The following is a 22,147-nucleotide window of genomic DNA, read 5'->3' as shown; positions in this document are numbered from 1 at the left end:
CCGCGGTGGAAGCGCCGATCCCAGTGCACGAATATGCGAGCCGGGCTGTTCGCGTACTGTCAGAGCGTGACATCGTCAGCCCCGACGAGTGCGTCGCCGGCGGATGCTCGCCCCGAGCGGCACGGCCTGCCGGTCGACAGCGTATCGTTGGGGTGGGCGGCTTTCTCCCTGGCCCGGTAATTTTGTACCACGGCGCAGGGTGGCGATAGCCGGAATTTAATACGTGGAAATCACCATGTCACACGCTAGAAACGTCGCGTCCGTAGATTCGCTCCTGCTGAACACATCAACCATTTCTGCGCAGTCAACCTTATGGTGAGGGGGCTGCGCTTCCACCCGCTCCTCCAGAGACGATGTATCGTGACCTCACTTCCTCGCCAGCTATCCCTGCTGAGGAATGCCACGCTCCCCGATGGCTCGCTCGTCGACGTCGAGCTGAACGGCGAGATCGTCACGGCAGTACGACCGGCTTCGGGCCTCCCGGTCCCCGGCAGGGAGCTTGACCTGGCCGGCTTCATGCTCCTCACCGCGCCGGCAGAGCCGCACGCCCACCTCGACAAAGCCCTCTCGTGGGACCTGATCAACCCACCGGCCGGTGACCTGGGGCTGGCCATCGAATCGTGGCGGGCGTACTCGAGCGTGATGACGGTCGGAAACATCGCCGACCGGGCACGCGAGCAGGCCATGGCGATGCTTCGCAACGGGACGACCGCCATCCGTTGCCACGTCGACACCCTCATCGGCCCAGAGCCCCTGCGAGGCGTGCAGGCACTGGTGCAGGTGCGACGGGAGCTTGCCGAACTGATGGATATCGAGCTCGTCGCGCTCGCCGGATCCGATATCCCGGATGCCACGGTCGAAGCCGCACTCGACCTCGGGGTCGACCTCGTGGGCGGGGCACCGCACCTCGCACCATCGCCGGGTGATGACCTCCGGCGCCTGCTGGCCATCGCGAAGCGGCGCGGTGTCGGCGTAGACCTGCACACCGACGAAGGCCTCGGCGGAACGCCGACCATAGTGGAGCTCGCGCGGATCGTGCGGGAATGGACGGTCCCGGTGAGCGCGGGGCACTGCGTGCGCCTCGGCACCCTCGAACCCGAACAACTCGCCGAGGTGATCGTCGAGATCCTGGCGAGCGACATCGGGATCATCAGCCTGCCGATCACCAATCTTTACCTGCAGGGTTGGGACCATCCGGTCTCGACACCGCGCGGGATCACCGCGATGCGCAGCCTCATCGACGCCGGCGTGCGCGTGGGCGCCGGCGCGGACAACGTTCGCGATCCCTTCAATCCGGTCGGCCGCAGCGACGCGCTGGAGACGGCATCACTGCTGGTCACCGCCGCGCATCTCTCGCTCGACGAGGCGTATGACGCGGTGTCGACGGGAGCGCGATCCGTCATGTCGCTACCGGTCGCTGGAGTCGCGGTCGGCGCCAGGGCGGAGCTACTCGCGGTGCGCGGGTCGAGCCTGTCCGAGGTGATCGGCGCGGCATCCGCAGACCGGTTCGTCATCCATGGTGGCCGGCTCGTCTCGCAATCGCGGGTGCTGCACGACGTCGCAGCCCCGCAGCTGATCGGCACCCACGAACTCGAACTATCCCGCACAACGAATTGAGGTGACAGCGCACATGTCTTCAACAACCACCACCGGCAGTGACACGACCCTGGCTACAGATCCAGCGATACTGCTCGACTTCCGTGACGTGGCCATGACCTTCCCGGATGGCACCGTGGCGCTTTCGGGCGTCGACCTGACCGTCAAACGGGGAGAGTTCGTGACCGTCGTCGGGCCATCCGGCTGCGGAAAGTCGACGCTGCTGCGCATCGCCTCCGGTCTCGAAACGGCGTCCCACGGCTCGGTCGACCTCAACACCGACCGCATCGGCTATGTGTTCCAGGATGCGACGCTGCTGCCGTGGCGACCCGTGCAGGCTAACGTCGAACTCCTCGCGGAGCTGCACGGCATCCCGAAGGCTGCTCGCGCAGCCAAGGCGAAAGAAGCCATCGACCTCGTGGGGCTCTCGGGTTTCGAGAAGTTCCTTCCCAGGGCACTCTCCGGCGGGATGCGCATGCGCACCTCGCTCGCTCGCTCGTTGACACTCGACCCCGAGATCTTCCTGTTCGACGAGCCGTTCGGTGCCCTCGACGAGATCACCCGCGAACGACTGAACGACGAGCTGCTTCGGTTGTTCTCCGAGAAGCAATTCGCTGGGCTGTTCATCACCCACTCTGTCTCGGAGGCGGTGTACCTGTCGACGAAGGTCATCGTCATGTCGGGTCGCCCCGGCAAGATCGTCGGCACGTTCGATGTGCCGTTCGATATGCCCCGGGATCCGGAGATTCGATTCACTCCAGAATTCGCCGCGCTCGTCGGCGAAGTTTCGCACGCACTGAGGGAGGCGCACTCGTGAGCACCGACACCGCGACCACCCCGCGACTGCGCGGCCGTGGCAGCAACTTTGGCCCCCTGAAGGTACGACTCTGGGCCCCACCTCTCGCCCTGCTGGCCGCTCTCATCGGAGCGGCCTATCTGGGCAACGCGCTGCTCGGCCAGCGCGCGTTCCTGCTTCCGCAACCGCACGTCGTGCTCGGCAAGCTCATCGAGCCCAGGACCGCGCCTGATATCTTCGAGGCGCTCGGTAACACGGCGCTCGTCGCTCTCACGGGCCTTGCGCTCGCATCGGTGATCGGCATCGTGTGGGCGATCGCGATGAGTCAGGCGCGCTGGGTGGAACGTACGCTCTTCCCTTATGCGGTCGTGCTGCAGGCCATCCCGATCATCGCGATCACGCCGCTGATCGGTTTCTCCCTCGGCTACGACTTCCCGTCGCGCGTCGTCGTGGCCGTGATGATCTCGCTTTTCCCGATGGTGGGAAACACGCTCTTCGGCCTGCAGGGGGTCGATCAAGCCCATCGTGAACTGTTCAAGCTGCAGGGGTCGTCTCGCTGGACCATCCTGACCAAGCTTGAGTTGCGCGCGGCCACTCCGGCGATCTTTGCGGGACTGCGCATTTCGGCGGGCCTCAGTGTCGTCGGCGCGATCGTCGGAGACTTCTTCTTCCAGCGTGGCACGCCCGGCATCGGAGCCCTCATCGCCAAGTACAGCGCGCGCCTCAACTCGGCCGAGCTATACGCATCGGTTCTCGTCGCCGCACTCTTCGGCGTCGTGATCTTTCTCTTCTTCGGATGGCTCGGTCGACGCGCCGTCGGCAAATGGTACGACTTCGGCTGATCGACTCGATCGGCTACACAGCCTGACCCAACGACGCGTCGGATCCCTGCACCACCAATCACATCCACAGCACCAATCACAACCACAAAAGGATATTCCATGCGCATCACCCGTACGCGTGCGATCATCGTGACCGGCCTCGTCGCCGGCTCGCTGGCGCTCACCGCTTGCAGTTCCCCCGCCGCCGAGGAACCCGCCAGCCCCTCCGCCGCTGGGGCGATCGACCTGGCCGCCGCGGGCTGCCCCGCCGACATCAAGATCCAGACGGACTGGAACCCCGAGGCCGAGCACGGTCATCTGTACGGCCTGTTGGGCTCCGACTACACCGTGGACACCACCAACAAGACCGTCACGGGCCCACTCGTGGTCGGCGGCGAGCCCACTGGCGTCAACGTGACCATTCTCGCGGGTGGCCCCGCCGTCGGTTTCTCGCAGCCGAACGCGCAGCTCTACAGCGACGACTCGATCTTCATGGCATACGTCGGAACCGACGAAGCGATCGCGCACTCGGTCGACCTGCCGACCGTGGGTGTCTTCCAGCCCCTCGAGAAAGACCCGCAGATGATCATGTGGGACCCGGCGACCTACCCAGACGTGGAGTCGATTGCCGACCTCGGCAAGACGGATGCGCCCATCCGCGTCTTCCCTGGTGGTGTCTACATCGACTACTTCATCGGTACGGGCGTCCTCTCGGCCGACCAGATCGACGCGACCTACGACGGCTCACCCGCCGTGTTCGTGTCCGAGGGCGGCAAGACGGCGCAGCAGGGCTTCGCCTCCGCCGAGCCGTACATCTACAAGAACGAGGTCGCGGAGTGGGGCAAGGACGTCAAGTACCAGCTGGTCAACGACGCGGGCTTCCCCAAGTATGCGGCGATGGTCTCGGTACGTCCCGACGATGTCACCGCGTATGCCGACTGCCTCACCGCCCTCGTGCCGGTCATGCAGCAGGCTGAGATCGACTACTACGACGGCACCACGCTCGACGCCACTAACGCACTGATCCTCGACCTTGTCGACCAGTACGACACCGGATGGGTCTACAGCCAGGGCGTCGCCGACTACTCCGTCAAGACCCAGCTCGCAGACGAGATCGTCTCGAATGGCCCGGACGCAACGCTCGGCAACTTCGACGACGCCCGTGTCGCCGAACTGTTCGACATCGTGTCGCCCATCTTCAACAAGCAGGACATCACGATCGCTGACGGCCTCGCCCCGACCGACCTGTACACGAATGAATTCGTGGACATGTCCCTCGGCCTGAAGTAACGCTGCCAGCTTTCACAGCACTCAGCAGCATCACGCAATAGCAGCAGGGAGCCCCGCCAGTGACACAGACCGAACGCCTCCTCGGCAAACGCGTCATCGTCACGGGCGGGGCTCGCGGCATCGGCGGCGAAATTGCCTCCCGATTCGCGAGCGAAGGGGCGGCAGTCGCCATCCTGGACCTGCTCGTCGACGAGGGAACGGCTCGAGCCTCCTCGATCGGCGGAACCTTTCACCCCGTCGACCTGCTCGATCCCGTCGCAACCGCGACCGTCACGCAGTCGGCGGTGGAGGCGATGGGCGGAGTCGACGTGCTCGTCAACAGCGCCGGCATCCTCCGGTTCACTCCGCTGCTCGAACTCACCGTGCAGGACTGGAACGAGACCTTTTCCATCAACACCAGGGCGATGCTCACCACCATGCAGGTGTGTGTTCGCTCGATGATCGCCGCTGGCCACGGCGGAAAGATCGTCAATCTCGCCAGCATGGCCGCCAAGAAGGGCGGCGCCGGCGAGGGAGCATATCCGCCGTCGAAGGCCGCGGTCGTCGCCCTCACCAGGGTTGCGGCACTGGAATGGGGATGCCACGGCATCACCGTGAACAGCCTGTGCCCCGGCTACATCCTCACCGAGATGGGCGCGGCCACGCGCACACAGGCTGACATCGACACCTGGTCGGCCCTTTCACCGCTCGGCCGCCTCGGGTCCACCGAGGACGTCGCCGCCGTCGCCCTCTTTCTCGCGTCATCCGACGCCGACTATCTCACCGGCCAGGCGGTCAACGTCACCGGTGGGATGCTCATGCACTAGCGACCCGCACTGAATCGCAACCCGGCACCGAAGGATCCCACCATGACTTCTCCCGTTGAAGCGCTGCACGCCGAACTGCTCGACCTGCTCGGAGCCAAGGGAGTGAGCGTCGAACTCGCCGCCCGCGAGCGCGCCTCCGTCGACGGCTCTCGCATGTCGCCGGTGATCAGCGAACTGCTTCCCCTCGGGCTCGCCGACCTCGTGGCCTATCCCACGAACGCCGAGGAGATCGCCGCGACGATCGCCGCATCCGTGCGCCACGGCGTGCCTGTCACCCCTCGCGGCAAGGGCACCGGAAATTACGGGCAGGCCATCCCGATGTCGGGAGGGCTCGTGCTCGACATGAGCCGGGCCAGGGCCATCACCGAGGTCGGCGATGGCTTCATCACGGCTGAGGCAGGCGCCACCATGGTGTCGGTCGAACTCGCCGCGAACAAGACCGGGCAGCAGATCCTGATGTACCCGTCTACCGCGCAGTCCTCTCTCGGCGGCTTCATCTCCGGCGGCTCTGGCGGCACCGGGTCGATCAAACACGGGATGCTCCACCAGGGGTTCGTGCTGGCGCTCGACGTCGTGCACGCCATGCCGGATGCCGAGCTGCTGCACGTCGACGGCGAGGCCGCTGAGCCGTACATCCACAACTACGGCACCGCCGGAATCATCGCGCGAGCGACGGTTGCGCTCGAGCCGCTGCAGGAGTGGCACGGATTCTTCGCGAGCTTCGACACCTTCGAACAGGCCCTCTCGGTGATCCGCCCGTTCGCCGCCCTCGAACCGACCCCACGCCTGGTCTCGGCCGATCTTGCGACCCTCGCGAATGCGCTGCCGGCCGACCCGGGCATTCCTGCAGACCGGGCGTCGCTGCGGGCGATCCTGGATGTCGCATCCCTCGATGCGGCACAGGCCCTCGTCGAGGCGGCCGGGGGTCGCGTGGACGCCGTCCGCGAGGGCGCACAGACTTCGATGAAGATCAGCATGATGAGCTACAACCACCCCATCGAGTGGCTGCAGAAGGCCTACCCGAACACGTATTTCCATGTGGAGGTCGCCGGCGACGCGCTCATCGACCGCATCGATGAGGTGCACGCGGTCTACCGTGGGGGCATGTTGCACATCGAGGCCCAGAAAAGCCGCCCGATCGGCATGCTGGCTGGCGTCTACGAATCGGCAGACCAGGTCGTTGCCGGATTCGAGAAGCTCACCGCGCTCGGTGTCGGGTATCACAATCCTCACCAGTGGAACGTCGACTTCGAACCCGAGCGTACGGCCGCACACGCCGCCGTCACAGACCCTCGCAAGCTCCTCAACCCAGGCAAGCTGCTCGCCAGGCCCACCGTCGCGACGGGGAGCCAGGTGTGAGCACGCGCGAGCTCGCCGAACTCTCGGGGCCGGCCGCGGCATCCGCCCTCACCGCCGACTCGATCATCGTGCTGCCGACCGGCGCCATCGAGCATCACGGGCCTCACCTGCCGCTCGCGACCGACCTGATCATCGCCGACCTGCTGTCGTCACAGGTGGTGGATGCCGCTGCCGCCACCGGTCTCGATATCTGGCGACTCGCTCCCCTCGCGTATACGAAGTCGAACGAACACCACTGGGCGGTCGGCACGATGTGGATCGGCTGGGACACGCTGATGCGCACGCTCATGGACATCGGCCGGTCGGTCGCGTCGACGCCCGCGAAGACCCTCGTGTTCTACAACGGGCACGGAGGCAACACCGCGCTATTGATGGTGGCGCTGAGGGAACTGCGGATCGCGTACGGCCTGCGCACGTTTCTCATGAACGCGGGTGTGCCTGCGGGCGACGGCACAGACGGGCCCGATGAACGCGGATTCGGTATCCACGGTGGGCATGCCGAGACCTCGATCGTGATGGCGCTCAGGCCGGAGCTCGTCGACCTGTCGCTGGCCGAACGCTCGGTGCCCGACCAGATTGCAGACTTCGAGCACATCAAGTTCAACGGTGGTGCTGTCGCGTTCGGCTGGACCTCGGACGACTTCGGGCCGTCCGGCGTGATCGGCGACCCCACGGCGTCAACGGTGCAGTGGGGGGCGGAGTTGGTCGAACGATCGATCGCGAAAGGTGTTGCCGAGCTGGGCGAGATCGCGCGGTTCAATAAATGAGCTTCCCGCTTCTCGACGAGTGGCTGCCCGCCAATCACGACCAGGAGCGGCCGCAGATGATCCTCTCCACGGTGTCCGGCAACGGTGTTCCCGATGCCCGTACCGTGCTGCTGACCGAGTTCGACAGCGAAGGGCTTTACTTCCATACCGATTCGCGCTCACGGAAGGTGGCTGACATCACGGGAAATCCTGCCGTGGCGCTTACGTTCCTCTGGCCCGGATTCACCCGCCAACTCGTCGTGCAGGGGCGGGCCGAGGTCGCTTCGGTGCCCGAACTCGCTGCCGCCTTCGAGACGAGATCGCCCTACCTCCAGCAGCTCGCCTGGCAGAACTCGAGTGAATTCGCGCAGCTCGACCTCGACGAGCGACGGTCACAATGGGCAGCGTTCCAGCCTCCGGCAGGGGCGCCGAGCACGTGGACCGGCTTTCTCGTGCGACCCACGCGCCTCACCTTCTGGGGCAGCAACCAGGATGCGGCATCCCGCCGCGAGGAGTTCAACCTCGACGGCGGCGACTGGGTGTCGAGCTACCTCCCCGGCTGACCCGGGCCGCCCGAGTCGACAGACCGCGGAGAGCCGCGTAAACTGGGAGAACGAACTGACCCCTGCCATTCCCGCGTCCGTGGCTGTGCCCGGCGGGATTCGTTCACACGAACAGGACTCCCGTGCTATCTAAGACTGTCATCGCGCTGCGCGCCCGTGAACTCTCCCACGCCTACGGCGACCATACGGTGCTCTCCGACATCAGCCTGACCGCGAGCGCCGGCCAGCGCATCGGCCTGCTCGGCGAGAATGGCGCAGGCAAGTCCACCCTGCTGCGCATCCTCGCCGGCGTCGAGCGCGCGGATCGGGGCAGCCTCGTGCGCCCCCGGCGCACCGGCCTGCTCGAGCAGGAAGTCCGGATCGACCCGGCCAAACCCCTCTCGGCCATCATCGAAGCCGGCATCAGCTACTACCGGGGTATCGAGACGAGGCTGCAGGATGCTGCGGCCGCCATGACCACGGACCCCACGGCAGGCGCGCGCTACACCGAGACGCTCGAGCTCGCGGACGCAGCGGATATCTGGGCCATCGACAGGCGCCGCGACGAGTTGCTCACCGGTCTCGGGGTCGCCGGCATCCCCCTCGACACCCCGATCGGCGACGTCTCCGGCGGGCAGCGCTCCCGGTTCGCCCTCGCCGCCCTGCTGCTCGGCAAGCCGACCGCCGTGCTGCTCGACGAACCGACGAACCACCTCGACGATGCTTCCGTCACATTCCTGGAGCAGATCCTGCTCGAGTGGAAGGGTGTCGTCATCTTCGCCTGCCACGACCGTGCGTTCCTCGACGAGGTGGCCACCGACCTCATCGACATCGATTCGTCGAGCAAGGGTGCCACACGGTTCGGGGGCAACTCCCGCGGAGGCACGTTCACGGCATATCTGGCCCAGAAGGCGGCGGATCGGCGACGCTGGGAGGCGCAGTTCTCCTCAGACGAAGCCGAGCTCACGGCGCTCGAGGAGGTCGTCGCGGTCAGCGGTATGGCCGTCTCGCATAATCGTGGCGCGAGGGACAACGACAAGTTCATCTCCAAGTTCAAGGGCGGCAAGGTCGAGAAGCAGATCGCGCACCGGGTGCGTGACGCGCGCGGCCGCATCCATGACCTGGAGGAATCGCGTGTAGAACAGCCCCCTGAGCTGCTGACGTTCGCCGGCATCCCCGTCGATTCGCTGTCGCCCGACGATACAGAGCCCCTGCTAGAACTCCACGACATCCGCGTGGGCACCCGGCTCGCGATCGACTCGCTGTCGATCCACCCGCAGGAGCGACTGCTCGTGCTCGGGCCTAACGGCGCAGGAAAATCGACCCTGCTGGGCGTGCTCGCCGGTCGCATCAAGGCCGACTCCGGGTCGCTCTCCCGTCGCGAGGGCACGAGGTTCGCGCTGCTCGAACAGGATGTGCGCTGGAGTGACCCTCGCGTGACTCCCCGGGCGCTGTACACGCGGTACCTCGGTGACGAGCGGGCGGAATCCACCCCACTGTCGGCGCTGGGCCTGCTGAGCGAACGGGAACTCGACCGCCCGGTCGGCGTGCTCTCTATCGGCCAGCAGCGACGCACAGCGCTGGCTCTCATCATCGCGCGGCCGCCACATCTGCTGCTGCTGGATGAGCCGACCAACCACCTCTCGCTGACCCTGGCCACCGAGCTGGAGGACGCGCTCGGAACCTACCCGGGTGCCGTGGTGGTCGCGAGCCACGACCGCTGGCTGCGTCGCCGGTGGTCGGCGCCGGTCCTGCACGTACGCGCACCCGGATAACCCGGAAGAATGATGCAGTGATCCCGGGTTCTCCCTTCACCGTCGTCGACGGCGGGCTGTCGACGGTGCTGGATGCGCATGGCTTCGACCTGCGGCATCCACTCTGGACGGGCCGGCTGATCACAGAATCGCCCGAGGCCCTGGTCAAGGCGCATCTCGCCTACCTGCGCTGCGGCGCAGAGGTGCTCATCACCGCGAGCTACCAGGCGAGCGTGGCCGGTCTCGAACACCTGGGGCTCAGTCGGCAGGCGGCGGAGGCCGCGCTGGCGTCGACCACCGCTCTCGCCCGCGAAGCGGCGCTCCGGCACGGCTCAGCCGCGCTCGTCGCGGCGTCGGTGGGGCCATATGGTGCGACCCGAGCCGACGGCTCCGAGTATCACGGCGACTACGGCATCGATGAAGCGGAGTTGCTCGACTTCCACCGGCAACGTCTCGAGGTGCTGGTCGCCTCCGGCCCGGACCTGCTCGCAATCGAGACGATCCCGAGCGTGGCTGAGGCACGCGCCGTCGCCGGCGCTATGTTGTCAATCGCGCCCACCCCGTCCTGGTTCGCGTTCGTGTGCCGCGACGCCCAGCACACGGCCGGCGGCGACCGCATCGAAGACGCGATAGAGGTCGCTGCGAGCATCCCGGGTATCGTCGCGGTCGGCGTCAACTGCACGGATCCGCGGCTGATCGGACCACTACTCAACCGCGCCGCGGCCGTCACCGACCTGCCGCTGGTTGCGTACGCCAACAGCGGCCAGTCATGGAATGCGGCAGGCGCGCACTGGCAGGGCGAACCGGTCCCCGCCGACGATCCTGCGCTCGTGGCACGGTGGATCGACGCTGGTGCAAGGCTTATCGGCGGATGCTGCGGCGCGGGCCCGACGCAGATCGCCAGCCTTCGCGCCCAACGTGACGCTATTGCGCTGCAGGGCTGATCCCGCCCGGAACCAGTGCAGCTGCCGCGAGATATCCGCGAGCGCCTCCGCGAACCACGCCGAACGGCCAGTGGCAGCCCTGGCTGACGTCCGGCCTGCGCCAACGGCCGGCCCCGGTCGGGACCCGGCCGCGTACGGGTGGAGCTACCTCGCGAGGAACTCCAGCAGCGCAGCATTCACCTCTGCGTAGTGGGTTTCGAGCATCCCGTGGGGGGCGCCGTCGATCTCGACGTACTCGGCCTCGGGAAACTGTTTCGTGAACTCACGACCGGTCGAGTCGATCGGCAGGATGTTGTCTGCCGTGCCGTGCAGGATGAGGCTCGGGATGCCGAACTCGCGCACCTTCGCCACGTCACCGCGGAAGTCTTCGAGCCGCGACGGCACGACGGCGTATGCGGCGATCGCTGCACTCGAGGCGGCGATGTTCCAGCTGTTGGTGACGTTCTCCTGGCTGATGCGGCTGCCGAGGTTCTCGTCGAGGTTGTAGAAGTCCCGGTAGAAGTTCGTGAACTACGTGTAGCGGTCGGCTTTCGCGTTCTCCACGATTCCGTCGAAGACCTCACGCGGCACACCTGTGGGGTTGGCGTCGGTCTGCAGCAGGAAGGGCTCGAGCGAGGCGAGGAACGCGAGCTTCGTTACCCGATCCGCCCCGAACTTCGAGACGTAGCGGGCGAGCTCGCCGGTTCCCATCGAGAAGCCGACGAGCACGACGTCAGCAGGCCGAGTTCGGTCAGCACGGCGTTGAGGTCATCGGCGAAGCTGCTCTCGATCTTCGACTTCCTGGCCGACTGGTTCGCCCAGGACGACTTCCGTGGCTGCGCCTTCATCAACTCCTTCGGGGAGCTGGGCACCACGGCACCCACTGTCGCCACGGCAGCGCGCGACCACAAGTCGTCGTTCCAGGCCTATGTCGCCGACCTGGCGCTGCAGGCGGCTGCGCCCCCCTACCTCGCTCCACAGCTCGTGCTGCTGGCCGAGGGCGCGCAGACCACCGCGGCTATTCTCGGCACGGCGGATGTCGCAGCGCAGGCCCGCGCCGCGGCATCCACTCTCATCGACGCCAGCCTCGCGGTCGCGTCTGACTGAGGATTCACTGCCCGGATAATGGGCGTATGGCGAAGTCATACGATTTGGTGGTCAGGGCAGAATCGGCTCTCATCGATGGGACGTTTCGCCCGGCCGAGCTGGGCATCGACGCCGGCGTCATCGTCGCGATCTCCGAGGGGCCGCTCGACGGAGTAGAGACACTCACCCTGGCCGACGACGAGGTCCTGATCCCCGGCATCGTCGACACGCACGTGCACGTCAACGAGCCCGGCCGCACCGAGTGGGAAGGATTCGCGAGCGCCACCCGCGCCGCCGCTGCGGGCGGGGTGACGACCATCATCGACATGCCGCTGAACAGCATTCCTGCGACCACGACGGTCGCCGCCCTCGATGCGAAGCGCGCCGTCGCCATGGTCAGCGTTGACACCGGATTCTGGGGCGGAGCCGTGCCCGAGAACCTCGGGTCGCTTAGGCCCCTGCACGATGCCGGGGTTTTCGGATTCAAGGCGTTCCTCGCCCCATCCGGAGTCGATGAATTCGGCCATCTCGACGACGCGCAACTCTCGACCGCTCTCGACGAGATCGCGGCGATCGGCAGCATGCTCATCGTGCACGCCGAAGACCCTGGAGTGCTCGACGCCCACGAGAACCACGGTGGCACGGACTATCACGCCTTCGTGCAGTCGCGCCCCGACGAGGCAGAGATCACCGCGATCGAGCGGGTGATCGCCGGAGTGCGCCGCTCGGGAGCGAGGGCGCACATCCTGCACCTCTCCTCGGCCGCCGCCCTTCCCGCCCTGCGTGCCGCTCGCGCCGAAGGCCTGCCCATTACCGTCGAGACCTGCCCGCACTACCTCACCATCGCCGAAGAGTCGATTCCCGACGGCGCCACCCAGTTCAAATGCTGCCCTCCGATTCGCGACGAGGCCAACCGTGACGCGCTCTGGCAGGCGCTCCTCGACGGCGAGATCGACATCGTGGTCACCGACCACTCTCCCAGCACCGCAGAACTGAAGTTCGCGGGCGCCGGGGACTTCGGCCAGGCCTGGGGCGGTATCGCGGGGTTGCAGCTCGGCCTCGCAGTTGTCTGGACCGAGGCGTCGCGCCGCGGCATCCCGCTCCAAACGGTCGTGAGGTGGATGTCTCGAGGCCCGGCAGATTTCGTCGGCCTCAGCCGCAAGGGCCGCCTCGAGGTCGGGGCACAGGCTGACCTCGTCGTCTTCGCCCCGAAGGCCACCTTCACCGTCGACGTTCGGCAGCTGTTGCACAGGAATCCGGTAAGCGCCTACGACGGTCGAACGCTGCGCGGAATAGTGCGAAGCACATGGCTGCGCGGCAAACGAGTCGGTGTTGCACCCCAGGGTCACCTGCTTGAGCGCTGACCGAAACCTACCAGCAACACCACAGTGCGAGAATCCGCGTATGGCAATCATCCTGGGTGAACAGCAGTACGGCAAAGCTGAGTCTCGAGTCGTGCGGATCTACCGCGATGGCCCGCGTCACGAGATCCGCGACCTCAACGTGTCGACCGCGATGCGTGGTCCCTTCGACCCCGCGCACCTCATCGGCGACCAGTCCAACGTGCTGCCGACCGACACCCAGAAGAACACGGCATTCGCCTTCGCTAAGTCGCACGGCATCGACTCGATCGAGCACTACGGTCTCGAGCTCGCCCGCCATTTCGTGCGCGATATCGAGCCGGTGGACGGCGCCCGCATCGAGATCGAGGAGTTCGCATGGGAACGCGCTGTCGTTGACGGGGTGCCCCACGACCACACCTGGATGCGTGCCGGACGGGAGATCCGCACCGCCGCCGTCACCGTGGATGCCACGGGAGAATACGTGATCGGCGGCTTCAAGGACCTCGTTATCCTGAAGTCGACGGGCAGCGAGTTCGCCGGATTCCTGAAAGACGAATACACGACTCTTCAGGAGACGAAAGACCGGGTGATGGCGACGTCCCTCGTGGCGAAATGGCGTTTCGCTTCAAGCGACGTCGACTGGAATGCGGTCTACCCCGAAGTGAAGGCGATCATGGTCCGCGAATTCGCGACCGTGCAATCGCTCGCGCTCCAGCAGACCCTCTGGCACATGGGAAAGGCCGTCATCGAACAGATCCCCTCCATCGTGGAGGTTCGACTGACGGCGCCCAATAAGCACCACTTCGTCGTGGACCTGGCGCCGTTCGGCCTCGAAAATCACGGGGAGGTATTCATCGCGGCAGATCGCCCGTACGGTCTCATCGAAGCGCAGGTGCTCCGGGATGACGCGCCTGCAGCGCACGACGCGTGGCGTGCATCGGCAGGACTAGCGTGAGGGGTGACGGTGCGCCTGCCCGACGCCTGGCTGGACCATTCGCACCATACCGGCTGCTGAACACAGACCCCGGAAATAAAAGCTAGGGTCGAGCCATGACCGTCGATGCCCAGTTCCGCGACGGCGTCATCACGATCTGGAAAGACGACCGCGGGTTCGGCTTCATCCAGCCGGCCGCAGGCGGGGCGAGGATCTTCGTCAACGTCAACGACTTCGCCTCCGGTCTTCCACGCCCCGTGGAGGGCGATCCCGTGAGGTTCAATACCGTCATCGACCCCAACGGCAAGCCGAGGGCCGTGAGCGTGTCACCACCGGGCATGACTGCCCTGACCGCGCCCATCCCCCGCGTGAGGCTGCGCGCCCCGGAACTGCTGGGATGGATCGCGGTCGTCGTGTTCATCCTGCTCATCGTGGCTCTCACCGTGTTCTTCGCGCTGCCGATCTGGGTCAGCGTCGCCTACTTCGTGCTGAGCGTCGGCTGCTTCACGGCCTACGCCGTCGACAAGTTCGCCGCGGTGACGGGTGGATGGCGTGTATCGGAAGCCCGGCTGCTGGCGTTGGGGCTCATCGGCGGCTGGCCGGGAGGCGTCATCGCCCAGCGGGTGCTGAGGCACAAGACCCGCAAGCCCGCCTTCATCTCGATCTTCTGGGTGACGGCAGCCGTCAATCTGATCGTCCTGGTGATTTTCGGTTGGCCGCCCCTGGTGGAGGCGCTCGTTGACCTCGCGACGTAGGAGACCGCAACCGCACGGGCCGCGTCAGCTGCCGCGGTAGGTGGAGTACGCGAACGGGCTCAGCAGCAACGGCACGTGGTAGTGCGCGGCATCGCTCACCACGAAGTCCACGGTGACCCTCGGGTAGAACGATTCACGACCGGTGCGGGCGAAGTATGTTCTCGTGTCGAATTCGAGCCGGTAGTCACCGGCCGCAAGCCGATCGTCACCGAGCTCGGGAATGCGACCGTCGGTATCGGTGATCCCCGTCGCGATGACCTCTCCCGTCGGGCCGCTCAACGCCACCGAAACTCCGGCGGCGGGCATGCCCAGCGCCGCATCCAGGATGTGCGTGGTGACGTGACTCATGCGGTGGCCTCCCCGCCGAACAGCTTCTCGAGGCGCAGCAACGCGATGTCGCGCAACTGCTCGCCGACGACCTGCAGCTCGGTCGCGTCATCCAGGGTCATGCGGCGGTTCAGTTCGTCGACGATCTCAGATCGCGTGCGACCGGCCGCCCGAATGATGAACACTCGGCCGAACTTCTCCTCATACCCCGCGTTGCCCGCGGCGAGTTCTTCGGCCAGCTCGGTCGCGTCACCCTGCTCTGCCCGGCTGAAGTTATGGGAAGTGCCAGAGCCGACAGGCTGCTCGCCAATGCGCGGGTGATGCTTGATGGCCTCGTCGATCTCGGTCGCCGCGAGCGGGGTCGCTTCGGCGTAGGCGACGAGCAACAGTTCGCTGAGGTCATCGAAGGGCGCGCGTGAGGCAACATCCTCCACCCAGCGGGGCACGGCGAGGCTCGCCGCCAGTGCGGCACGCAGGTCTGCATCTGTCACATCGATCATGGTGTGTATAACTGTAGCGATGGCAACCGAGACGAACAGCGAGGTGACGGGCATCGTGCTCGCCGCGGGTGCAGGCACCCGCGCCGGCGGGCCGAAGGCTCTGCGATTGCTCGCGTCCGGCGAATCCTGGCTCAGCGTCGCCTGCACCGCACTGCTCGACGGTGGCTGCTCCCGGGTAGTGGTGGTGCTCGGCGCGCAGGAGCATATGGCCCGGCCACTGGTTCCGGAGGGCGTCGAGATCGTCGTCGCTCCGAACTGGGAGCGGGGCATGTCTGAATCACTGCGGGTGGGGCTCGCGGCTGCCAGCGGCGATGCCGCACTCGTGACCCTCGTCGACCTCCCCTCGCTTCCCGCATCCGTCGTGCGTCGGGTGCTGAAGGGCAGCGGCGAGCTACGACAGGCCGTATTCGACGGCACACCCGGTCATCCCGTCTACCTCTCGGCTGCGCACTGGATACCCGCTGCCGACTCCCTCGACGGCGACACCGGAGCCCGCCGGTACCTGGCGTCGCATGGTGTGCACGACATCGAGTGCGGCGACCTGTGGAACGGCGCGGACGTCGACGGGCCAGGTTAGGCCGCGGCGAGAGCCCGTACGGCCGCCTCGAAGGCGGTGAGTGCCGCCGCGACATCGTGTACCGTCACGGCCTCGTCCGGATGATGGCTCACGCCACCCCTGCAGCGCAGGAACAACATGGCGATCGGCGTGATCGCGACGATCGCGACACCGTCGTGGCCGGCCCGGCTCCACAACGCCATCGGCTCGCCGTCGCCGGTCGCGCGGATTCCCGCCTCGAACGCCGCGCGCAGGTCGAGGTCGCAGACCACGGCATCGGCACGGTAGAACTCCCGGGAGTGGAAGTCGAGCCTTCGGCGTTCGGCGATCGACTTTCCGGCATCGGCGATGATCCTGAACGCCTCGTCACGGTCGTCGTCGAATTCTGCGCGCAGGTCGAGGCTGAAATCGACCCGTCCCGGAATCACGTTCACGCCGCCGGGGAACACCTCGAGCCTGCCGACGGTGCCGATGACCCCGCGCGCGCGCGACAGCCGCTCGATCTCGACAATGAGCTCGCTGGCTCCCACGAGCGCATCCTGCCTGCGCTCGAACGGTGTGCCACCGGCGTGCCCCGCCTTCCCGAGCATGCTGAGTTCGAACCGCCTGGCGGCGGCGATGGATGTCACGACGCCGAGCTCGCGACCGGCATCCTCGAGCGCCGGCCCCTGTTCTATGTGCACCTCGAGATACCCGATGAGCTCCTCCGGGCGGCGAACAGCGCCGGGGAGTCTCGCCGGATCCAGCCCGAAGTCCTGGAAGGCCTCGAAGAGCGTGATGCCGTCGTCGTCGATGAGGTTCCACCACTCGTCGTCCCAGCTACCGGCAACCGCACGACTCCCCAGCAGCGCCGTCCCGAACCTCGTGCCCTCCTCGTCGCTGAACGCGACGACCTCGAGGGCGAACGGCAGCGTGCCGGGCTCGATACGACCGGCGACGGCGATTGCGAGCAGCACCCCGAGCATCCCGTCGTATCGACCGGCATTCGGCACCGTATCGATGTGCGACCCGAGCAGCAGCGCTGGCAGTCCTGGTTCGCGACCCTCGATGCGACCGCACTGGTTGCCCGCGGCATCCTGCCACGTCGACAGCCCGGACTCGGTCATCCATCGACCGACGAGCTCGTTGGCCGCGGCATGTTCTGGGCTCAGGTGCACACGCCTCAGGAATCCCGGCTCGCTCGACAGCGCCGCGAGTTCATCGCAGCGATCCAGGATCACGCGGGCGAGAGCGTCAGTCTTCATAGCCGTCAGTCTTCATGGCCGTCAGTTCCCATAAGAATCGAGGGCTGCACCGACACCGCTGCCCGCGGTGATCGTCATGCCGCCGCGGCGCAGCATCTGCTCAAGGGCGGCGAGGGTCGTGAGCACCGTGTCGCGGCGTGCGTTGTAGCCCATGGTGCCGATGCGCCAGACCTTGCCAGCGAGCGGGCCGAACGAGGTGCCGATCTCGATGCCGTAATCGGTGAGCATCGTGCTGCGGCCTCCATCGGGATCGATGCCGCTCGGCACGAACACCCCGACGACGTTGTTCATGCGCACCGACTGGTCGCCGAAGAGTTCGAGACCGAGACCGGAGAGGCCCGCCGCCATGGCCGTGCCGTGCAGCCGGTGACGCTCGACAGACTGCGGAATGCCCTCCTCGATGAGGATCCGCGCACACTCCCTCGCCCCGTACAGCATGCTCGTGGCCTCGGTGTGATGGTTGAGCCGCTTGGGGCCCCAGTAGTCGAGAATCTGGCTGAGGTCGAAATAATTGCTCCGGATGGGGTGCTCGCTGACCGCGTCCCCGACAGAACGGATTCCCGCCTCGATGCTCTTGCGGCTGTTGACGACCTCGACAGCGCGGGGCGACAGCGTGATGGGGGCACTGCCCGACGGGCCGGCCAGGCACTTCTGCAGGCCGGAGGTGACGGCATCCAGCCCCCAGCCGTCTGTCTCGAAGGTGTTGCCAGCGAGCGAGGCGGTGACGTCACTGTAGAAGAGCACGCCATGCTTCTCGCAGATCAGCCCGATCTCGTCGAGCGGCTGGGCGAGCGTCGTCGAGGTGTCACCGTGCACGACCCCGAGCAGCACCGGCTTGTGCTCGATGATCGCCGCCTCGATCTCGGCGGTGGTGAAGACCGTGCCCCACTCCCGTTCTATCACGCGGACGTCGGCCTGGCAACGCTCGGCGATTTCGCGCAGGAGATGGCCGAACCGGCCGAAGATCGGGATCAGCACGACATCGCCGGGCCTGATCAGGCTGACGAAGGCCGCCTCGATGCCAGCGCGCGAGGTTCCATCCACCACGAGGGTCGCCTCGTTCGCGGTCGCGAAGACTCCGCGATACAGCTCCATCGTCTCGTTCATATAGCCCGTCATAGCCGGGTCGTACTGGCCGACGAGCTGGGCAGACATCGCCCTGAGTACGCGTGGATCAGCGTTGATCGGGCCCGGGCCCATGAGCAGTCGTGCTGGCGGGTTGATCGGCTCTATTGGCATGAGTCCATGGTACGGATCTCGTGCTTCCAGCATCTTTCAGATCGAACCGAATTGCGCAAGCCCCTCCCGAGTTCACCTGTTCCGGGGAAATTCATAGATTACGTATCTACGATGGGAGATGTGATCACACTCACGAAACACCCCATTGTTGACTCCAGGAGAAGCTCCATCCCACTGACACGCCGCCTTCGTCGACGTCTTTCGTCGCTCGGTTTCAGCACTCCCCGTCTGCTTCGCGGCTCGCGCCTGGACGAGCCGCTCGATTCGCCGATCGTTCGCACCGAGCGGCTCGTGATTCGTCCGCACCGGCTCTCCGACGCCGATGCGTGGCACCAGATGCAGTCGGATGAGGGCGTGACCCGCTTCCTGTCATGGCCCCTGCGTAATCGCGCGGAATCACTCCAACACCTCAAAGATCGCACCCAGCACACCGTGCTCGCTCAGGCTGACGATCTTCTGGCCCTGGCGATCGAGCGCGACGGCACACTTGTTGGCGACCTGTCGGTGCACCTGCGGACGGTGCATCCCGACTTCCGTTCGGCCGAGATCGGCTGGATTCTTGGTTCGGCCCATGGCGGAGCCGGACTGGCCACCGAGGCCGTATGCGCCGTTATCGACATGCTGTTCGACCGCATCGATGCACGGTGGGTGTTCGCGGTGGTCGATGAGCGCAACGCGAAATCGATGGCGCTGGCGACAAGGCTCGGGTTCACCGTCGTCAACCGCGACGGCCCACTGGTCACCATGATGGTGACACCTGACACCAGCGTCGCCTGCACCCACCGGGTTGATCGGCGCCTCAGCGCCTGATCTACGACTCACAGCGGCCGTCAGCCGGCTGTGGTGAGGTCTTCTGCGAGGCCGATCAGCGCGAGGTCACCGAATCGCGGCCCGACCAGGCATAGACCGGCGGGCGCCGGCAGAAGCGCCCCGGGCTGCGGCACGCCCAACAGCGGAACGCTCAACGCGGGGCGACCTGTCAGCCCCGCGATGCAGGTCAATCGAAGTGTGTCCTGCCTCGTGCGCTCGATGAGTTCTGCGTCCGCCCCCACCGATGGAGCAGTGGATGACGCTGATGGCACCAGAAGCACCCTGTGGCCGAGCACGGCCTCGAGTCTGGCCCGCGCATCCTGAAGCGCACGCCGCCCCGCGGACTCCTGCTGCGCGGTGATCGTGGATGCGAAGGCGAACCGCGCGGCAACATCGGCGCCCAGCGCACCAGGATGAGCGCGGATCCAGGTTCCGTGCGTGCGCCAGGCCTCCGCGGCCTGAACAGTGCGGAAAATCAGGAACAGTTCGTCAATGTCTCCGAGGTCGACCTCGGAAGCATCCAGCCGATCGACGGCAGCGGTAAATGCGTCGCCCACCGCCGGCTCGACGTGGACCGCAAGCGCCGGAGCGATCGCGAATCGCGGCTCCACAGCGCGTTGCACGGCAGCGTCGAGACTCGATTGGGATGCCGCTCGTAGGGTTGCGGGGTCCCGCGTGATCCACCCGACAGTGTCGAAGGTCGGAGCGAGCGCGACGAGCCGATCCATGCTGATCGCGCCGTGGGTCGACCGAAGACCCCACAGCCCTTGGTAGGAGGCAGGAATACGGATGGATCCCGCAGTATCGGTGCCGAGGCCTATCGAAGCCTGCCCGGTGGCGACCGCCGACGCCGGTCCGCTCGATGAACCCCCGGGAAGCGCTCCCAGCACCGCCGGATTCGGCGGCGTGCCGTAGTGCGGGTTCCGTCCGGCGATCGAATACGCGAACTCGTCAGTCTGGGCTATCCCGGTGATCGATGCGCCCGCCGCAAGCAGCGACGCCACGGCCGGGGACGTTCCCGAGGCTGGCGCAGATTCCGCGAGGTATGCCGGGATTCCGGCACCCACCGCGAACCCTTCTATGTCGTACAGGTCCTTCACCGCGACCGTCTCACCCGCGAGAGCCCCCGTCGCCGCCCCGACGACGAGCGGGGTGCCGACCGTGCGCCAGATCGACGGGTTCACGGCGGGCGCGGGCAGCGACACGTGCGCGGCGGCGACCACCCATGATCCGGCCTCGCGCCTCCACAACTGCGACTGCTGGCCGCGACCGCCCGTGAGCGGCGCCGTGACCGCGATGACGAGAGCCGCATCATCCGCAATATCGATGACCTGCACGTGCAGGATGTCGCGGGCCGCAACTCCCCCGCGCCCCCTGCGAAAGCCAGAAATCGCGTCGTGCCCGACCAGAATTCCCGCAGCATCGCCGCGAATCGTGCCGGCTCCGGGTGCGAACAACAGGTCGAGGGTGTCGAGATCGTTGGTTGCCAACGCCTTCTCGTAGCGCCAGAACGCGCCAAGAAGCTGCACATCCCCGGGCTGCTGGTCGCGCTCAGGCTGCCCGTCGCGCTCAGGCTGCCCGTCGCGCTCAGGCAAAGTCGGCCTTCCTGATTCTGGCGTGCACACCCTTGACGAGGTCGACCACCTGGGAGATGTTGAAGTCTGTCGCGGCGCTGAGGTAGGCGTACGCGTGGGCGGCATCCATTCCGTAGCGAGCCCTCAGTAGGGCGATCGCCGCACGCACACAGTCCTGCATGGCGACGTCGAGGTCGGTATCCATTCCCGTCGGAACAAGAAACTCGTGCGTCTCGGCCAGGGGCCCGACCAACTCGCCGAACTCCGTCACCGCGACCTCGTGTGCCACCACTTCGAACCGGATGGTCGCCCGCAGCGACGCCTCCATCGCCGTCAGCGCGACCTCGCCGTCACCCTGCGCGAAGTGCGGATCGCCGATGTAAGCCAGGGCGCCGTCGACCTGCACCGGGAGGTACAGCGAAGCGCCGACGGTCAGCAGGTTCACGTCGATATTGCCGCCGTGACTGCCGGGCGGCACCGAATGCGGGCGCTGGTTTCCGGCGACGGCGACCCCCATGACACCGAGGAATGGATGCAGCGGAAACCGCACATCGTGCACACCGCCGAGCACCCGCGGCATCGTCCCATGGTCACCGTCGACCCCGGCAAACACGCTCACGATGTCGCCGCGCTCCGGATATTCGCCGGGCAGCGCCCCGCGACCATGGCGGTTCGAGATGATGCCGTACGGCACCCGCGGGAGGGTCTCGAGCACGGTCATCCTGAGCAGGTCGCCGACGCGAGCGCCAGTGACACGGATCGGGCCGGAGATCACGTGGGGGCCACCATCCGCCCGGTCGTAATTGGAGGCGGCGAGCGCCACCGCATCGTCGAGCACCTCGACGACTCCGAAGCCGCCGAAGAAGGCGCGGGGATCCCTGCCCTGGTCTTCGAGAACGCCCTCATGGCTGATCGTGTCGATCGTGACCTCGGTGCCAGGGTCGATCGTGAGCACCGCAGAATCCGTGGCGCACGGGAGCCGGCCCCACAGCACCGTGGCGGGATCGACGGGGAGGTAGGTCGCCGACCGGATGGGGCCGAGGCCGGGTTGCAGGGCATCCATGGTGACAAAGTCCCTTATCGGTTCCATTAGTGTCTAGAACACTAGCGACTGAAGCCAGCGGCCGGGGGTCGCGCACACCCCAG

The 22,147-nt window shown here is 66.6% G+C and carries 22 protein-coding genes and 1 pseudogene; 16 read left to right on the top strand and 7 right to left on the bottom strand.

The window, feature by feature from the left end:
• Window positions 1-360: 360 nt before the first annotated feature.
• The 10 genes from IEW81_RS09640 (at window position 361) to mmuM (ending at window position 10,654) form a co-directional block, all read left to right on the top strand.
• Window positions 361-1,617 (top strand): amidohydrolase family protein, encoded by a 1,257-nt coding sequence (locus IEW81_RS09640; RefSeq protein ID WP_229671338.1) that lies wholly within the window; start codon window positions 361-363, stop codon window positions 1,615-1,617.
• 13 nt (window positions 1,618-1,630) lie between these two features.
• The gene (locus tag IEW81_RS09635; RefSeq protein ID WP_097059851.1) at window positions 1,631-2,413 is read left to right on the top strand and encodes an ABC transporter ATP-binding protein; all 783 of its coding nucleotides are present in this window, start codon (window positions 1,631-1,633) and stop codon (window positions 2,411-2,413) included.
• Window positions 2,410-3,234, top strand: a complete 825-nt coding sequence (locus IEW81_RS09630; RefSeq protein WP_229671337.1) for an ABC transporter permease — start codon at window positions 2,410-2,412, stop codon at window positions 3,232-3,234. Before IEW81_RS09635 ends, IEW81_RS09630 begins: the two co-directional genes overlap by 4 nt.
• Window positions 3,235-3,333: 99 nt before the next feature.
• On the top strand, window positions 3,334-4,503 hold the full coding sequence (locus IEW81_RS09625) for a nitrate ABC transporter substrate-binding protein (protein WP_097059686.1): 1,170 nt from the start codon (window positions 3,334-3,336) through the stop codon (window positions 4,501-4,503).
• A gap of 59 nt (window positions 4,504-4,562) precedes the next feature.
• A complete protein-coding gene (locus tag IEW81_RS09620) occupies window positions 4,563-5,309 on the top strand; it encodes an SDR family NAD(P)-dependent oxidoreductase (protein ID WP_097059685.1) in 747 nt (248 codons plus the stop codon).
• 42 nt (window positions 5,310-5,351) lie between these two features.
• Window positions 5,352-6,668, top strand: coding sequence for an FAD-binding oxidoreductase (locus tag IEW81_RS09615; protein WP_097059684.1), 1,317 nt, complete (start codon window positions 5,352-5,354; stop codon window positions 6,666-6,668).
• Window positions 6,665-7,435: a creatininase family protein gene (locus IEW81_RS09610; RefSeq protein ID WP_097059683.1), complete on the top strand. Its 771-nt coding sequence runs from the start codon at window positions 6,665-6,667 to the stop codon at window positions 7,433-7,435. Before IEW81_RS09615 ends, IEW81_RS09610 begins: the two co-directional genes overlap by 4 nt.
• Entirely contained in the window at window positions 7,432-7,977 is a 546-nt protein-coding gene (locus tag IEW81_RS09605; RefSeq protein ID WP_097059682.1) for a pyridoxine/pyridoxamine 5'-phosphate oxidase, read from the top strand. The genes IEW81_RS09610 and IEW81_RS09605 overlap by 4 nt, the downstream gene beginning before the upstream one ends.
• Window positions 7,978-8,099: 122 nt before the next feature.
• The gene (locus tag IEW81_RS09600) at window positions 8,100-9,731 is read left to right on the top strand and encodes an ABC-F family ATP-binding cassette domain-containing protein (protein ID WP_097059681.1); all 1,632 of its coding nucleotides are present in this window, start codon (window positions 8,100-8,102) and stop codon (window positions 9,729-9,731) included.
• A gap of 17 nt (window positions 9,732-9,748) precedes the next feature.
• Entirely contained in the window at window positions 9,749-10,654 is a 906-nt protein-coding gene (mmuM, locus tag IEW81_RS09595) for a homocysteine S-methyltransferase (RefSeq protein ID WP_218839962.1), read from the top strand.
• Window positions 10,655-10,798: 144 nt separating this feature from the next.
• Here mmuM and IEW81_RS09590 read toward each other — a convergent pair.
• Window positions 10,799-11,415: pseudogene (locus IEW81_RS09590) on the bottom strand (alpha/beta fold hydrolase); the annotation flags it as partial.
• On the opposite strand from IEW81_RS09590, the gene IEW81_RS09585 reads away from it, so the two are divergent.
• From IEW81_RS09585 to IEW81_RS09570, 4 genes are all read left to right on the top strand, one after another.
• The gene (locus IEW81_RS09585) at window positions 11,396-11,740 is read left to right on the top strand and encodes a hypothetical protein (protein ID WP_143544616.1); all 345 of its coding nucleotides are present in this window, start codon (window positions 11,396-11,398) and stop codon (window positions 11,738-11,740) included. The pseudogene IEW81_RS09590 and the gene IEW81_RS09585 overlap by 20 nt on opposite strands.
• A 26-nt stretch (window positions 11,741-11,766) precedes the next feature.
• The gene (gene allB, locus IEW81_RS09580) at window positions 11,767-13,083 is read left to right on the top strand and encodes an allantoinase AllB (RefSeq protein ID WP_097059680.1); all 1,317 of its coding nucleotides are present in this window, start codon (window positions 11,767-11,769) and stop codon (window positions 13,081-13,083) included.
• A gap of 40 nt (window positions 13,084-13,123) precedes the next feature.
• A complete protein-coding gene (gene pucL, locus IEW81_RS09575; RefSeq protein WP_097059679.1) occupies window positions 13,124-14,017 on the top strand; it encodes a factor-independent urate hydroxylase in 894 nt (297 codons plus the stop codon).
• Window positions 14,018-14,112: 95 nt separating this feature from the next.
• Window positions 14,113-14,751 carry a DUF1294 domain-containing protein gene (locus IEW81_RS09570; protein ID WP_097059678.1) on the top strand — a complete coding sequence of 213 codons (639 nt, stop codon included), beginning with the start codon at window positions 14,113-14,115 and terminating at the stop codon, window positions 14,749-14,751.
• 24 nt (window positions 14,752-14,775) lie between these two features.
• On the opposite strand, the gene uraH is transcribed toward IEW81_RS09570, so the two are convergent.
• Window positions 14,776-15,099 carry a hydroxyisourate hydrolase gene (gene uraH / locus IEW81_RS09565; RefSeq protein WP_097059677.1) on the bottom strand — a complete coding sequence of 108 codons (324 nt, stop codon included), beginning with the start codon at window positions 15,097-15,099 and terminating at the stop codon, window positions 14,776-14,778.
• On the bottom strand, window positions 15,096-15,578 hold the full coding sequence (locus IEW81_RS09560) for a 2-oxo-4-hydroxy-4-carboxy-5-ureidoimidazoline decarboxylase (RefSeq protein ID WP_179691756.1): 483 nt from the start codon (window positions 15,576-15,578) through the stop codon (window positions 15,096-15,098). The genes uraH and IEW81_RS09560 overlap by 4 nt, the downstream gene beginning before the upstream one ends.
• A 19-nt stretch (window positions 15,579-15,597) precedes the next feature.
• Here IEW81_RS09560 and IEW81_RS09555 point away from each other — a divergent pair, with 19 nt between their 5' ends.
• Window positions 15,598-16,155 carry a nucleotidyltransferase family protein gene (locus IEW81_RS09555; RefSeq protein WP_097059675.1) on the top strand — a complete coding sequence of 186 codons (558 nt, stop codon included), beginning with the start codon at window positions 15,598-15,600 and terminating at the stop codon, window positions 16,153-16,155.
• Here IEW81_RS09555 and IEW81_RS09550 read toward each other — a convergent pair.
• Window positions 16,152-17,378, bottom strand: coding sequence for an allantoate amidohydrolase (locus IEW81_RS09550; protein WP_097059674.1), 1,227 nt, complete (start codon window positions 17,376-17,378; stop codon window positions 16,152-16,154). The two genes, IEW81_RS09555 and IEW81_RS09550, sit on opposite strands and share 4 nt — an antisense overlap.
• 21 nt (window positions 17,379-17,399) lie before the next feature.
• Window positions 17,400-18,617, bottom strand: coding sequence for a pyridoxal-phosphate-dependent aminotransferase family protein (locus tag IEW81_RS09545; RefSeq protein ID WP_097059849.1), 1,218 nt, complete (start codon window positions 18,615-18,617; stop codon window positions 17,400-17,402).
• Window positions 18,618-18,737: 120 nt separating this feature from the next.
• On the opposite strand from IEW81_RS09545, the gene IEW81_RS09540 reads away from it, so the two are divergent.
• Complete coding sequence (locus IEW81_RS09540; RefSeq protein WP_229671336.1) at window positions 18,738-19,427, top strand: GNAT family N-acetyltransferase; 690 nt, start codon at window positions 18,738-18,740, stop codon at window positions 19,425-19,427.
• Window positions 19,428-19,447: 20 nt separating this feature from the next.
• Here IEW81_RS09540 and IEW81_RS09535 read toward each other — a convergent pair whose 3' ends face one another.
• Window positions 19,448-21,022 (bottom strand): AtzH-like domain-containing protein, encoded by a 1,575-nt coding sequence (locus IEW81_RS09535; RefSeq protein ID WP_229671335.1) that lies wholly within the window; start codon window positions 21,020-21,022, stop codon window positions 19,448-19,450.
• Window positions 21,015-22,064 carry an acetamidase/formamidase family protein gene (locus IEW81_RS09530; protein ID WP_229671334.1) on the bottom strand — a complete coding sequence of 350 codons (1,050 nt, stop codon included), beginning with the start codon at window positions 22,062-22,064 and terminating at the stop codon, window positions 21,015-21,017. The genes IEW81_RS09535 and IEW81_RS09530 overlap by 8 nt, the downstream gene beginning before the upstream one ends.
• Window positions 22,065-22,147: the final 83 nt, after the last annotated feature.

Origin of the sequence: Salinibacterium xinjiangense (assembly GCF_014645015.1) — a bacterium.
GTDB classification, from domain to species: domain Bacteria; phylum Actinomycetota; class Actinomycetes; order Actinomycetales; family Microbacteriaceae; genus Rhodoglobus; species Rhodoglobus xinjiangensis.
Note: the sequence above shows the minus strand (reverse complement) of the source record. Positions and strands in the feature narration are given on the sequence as shown.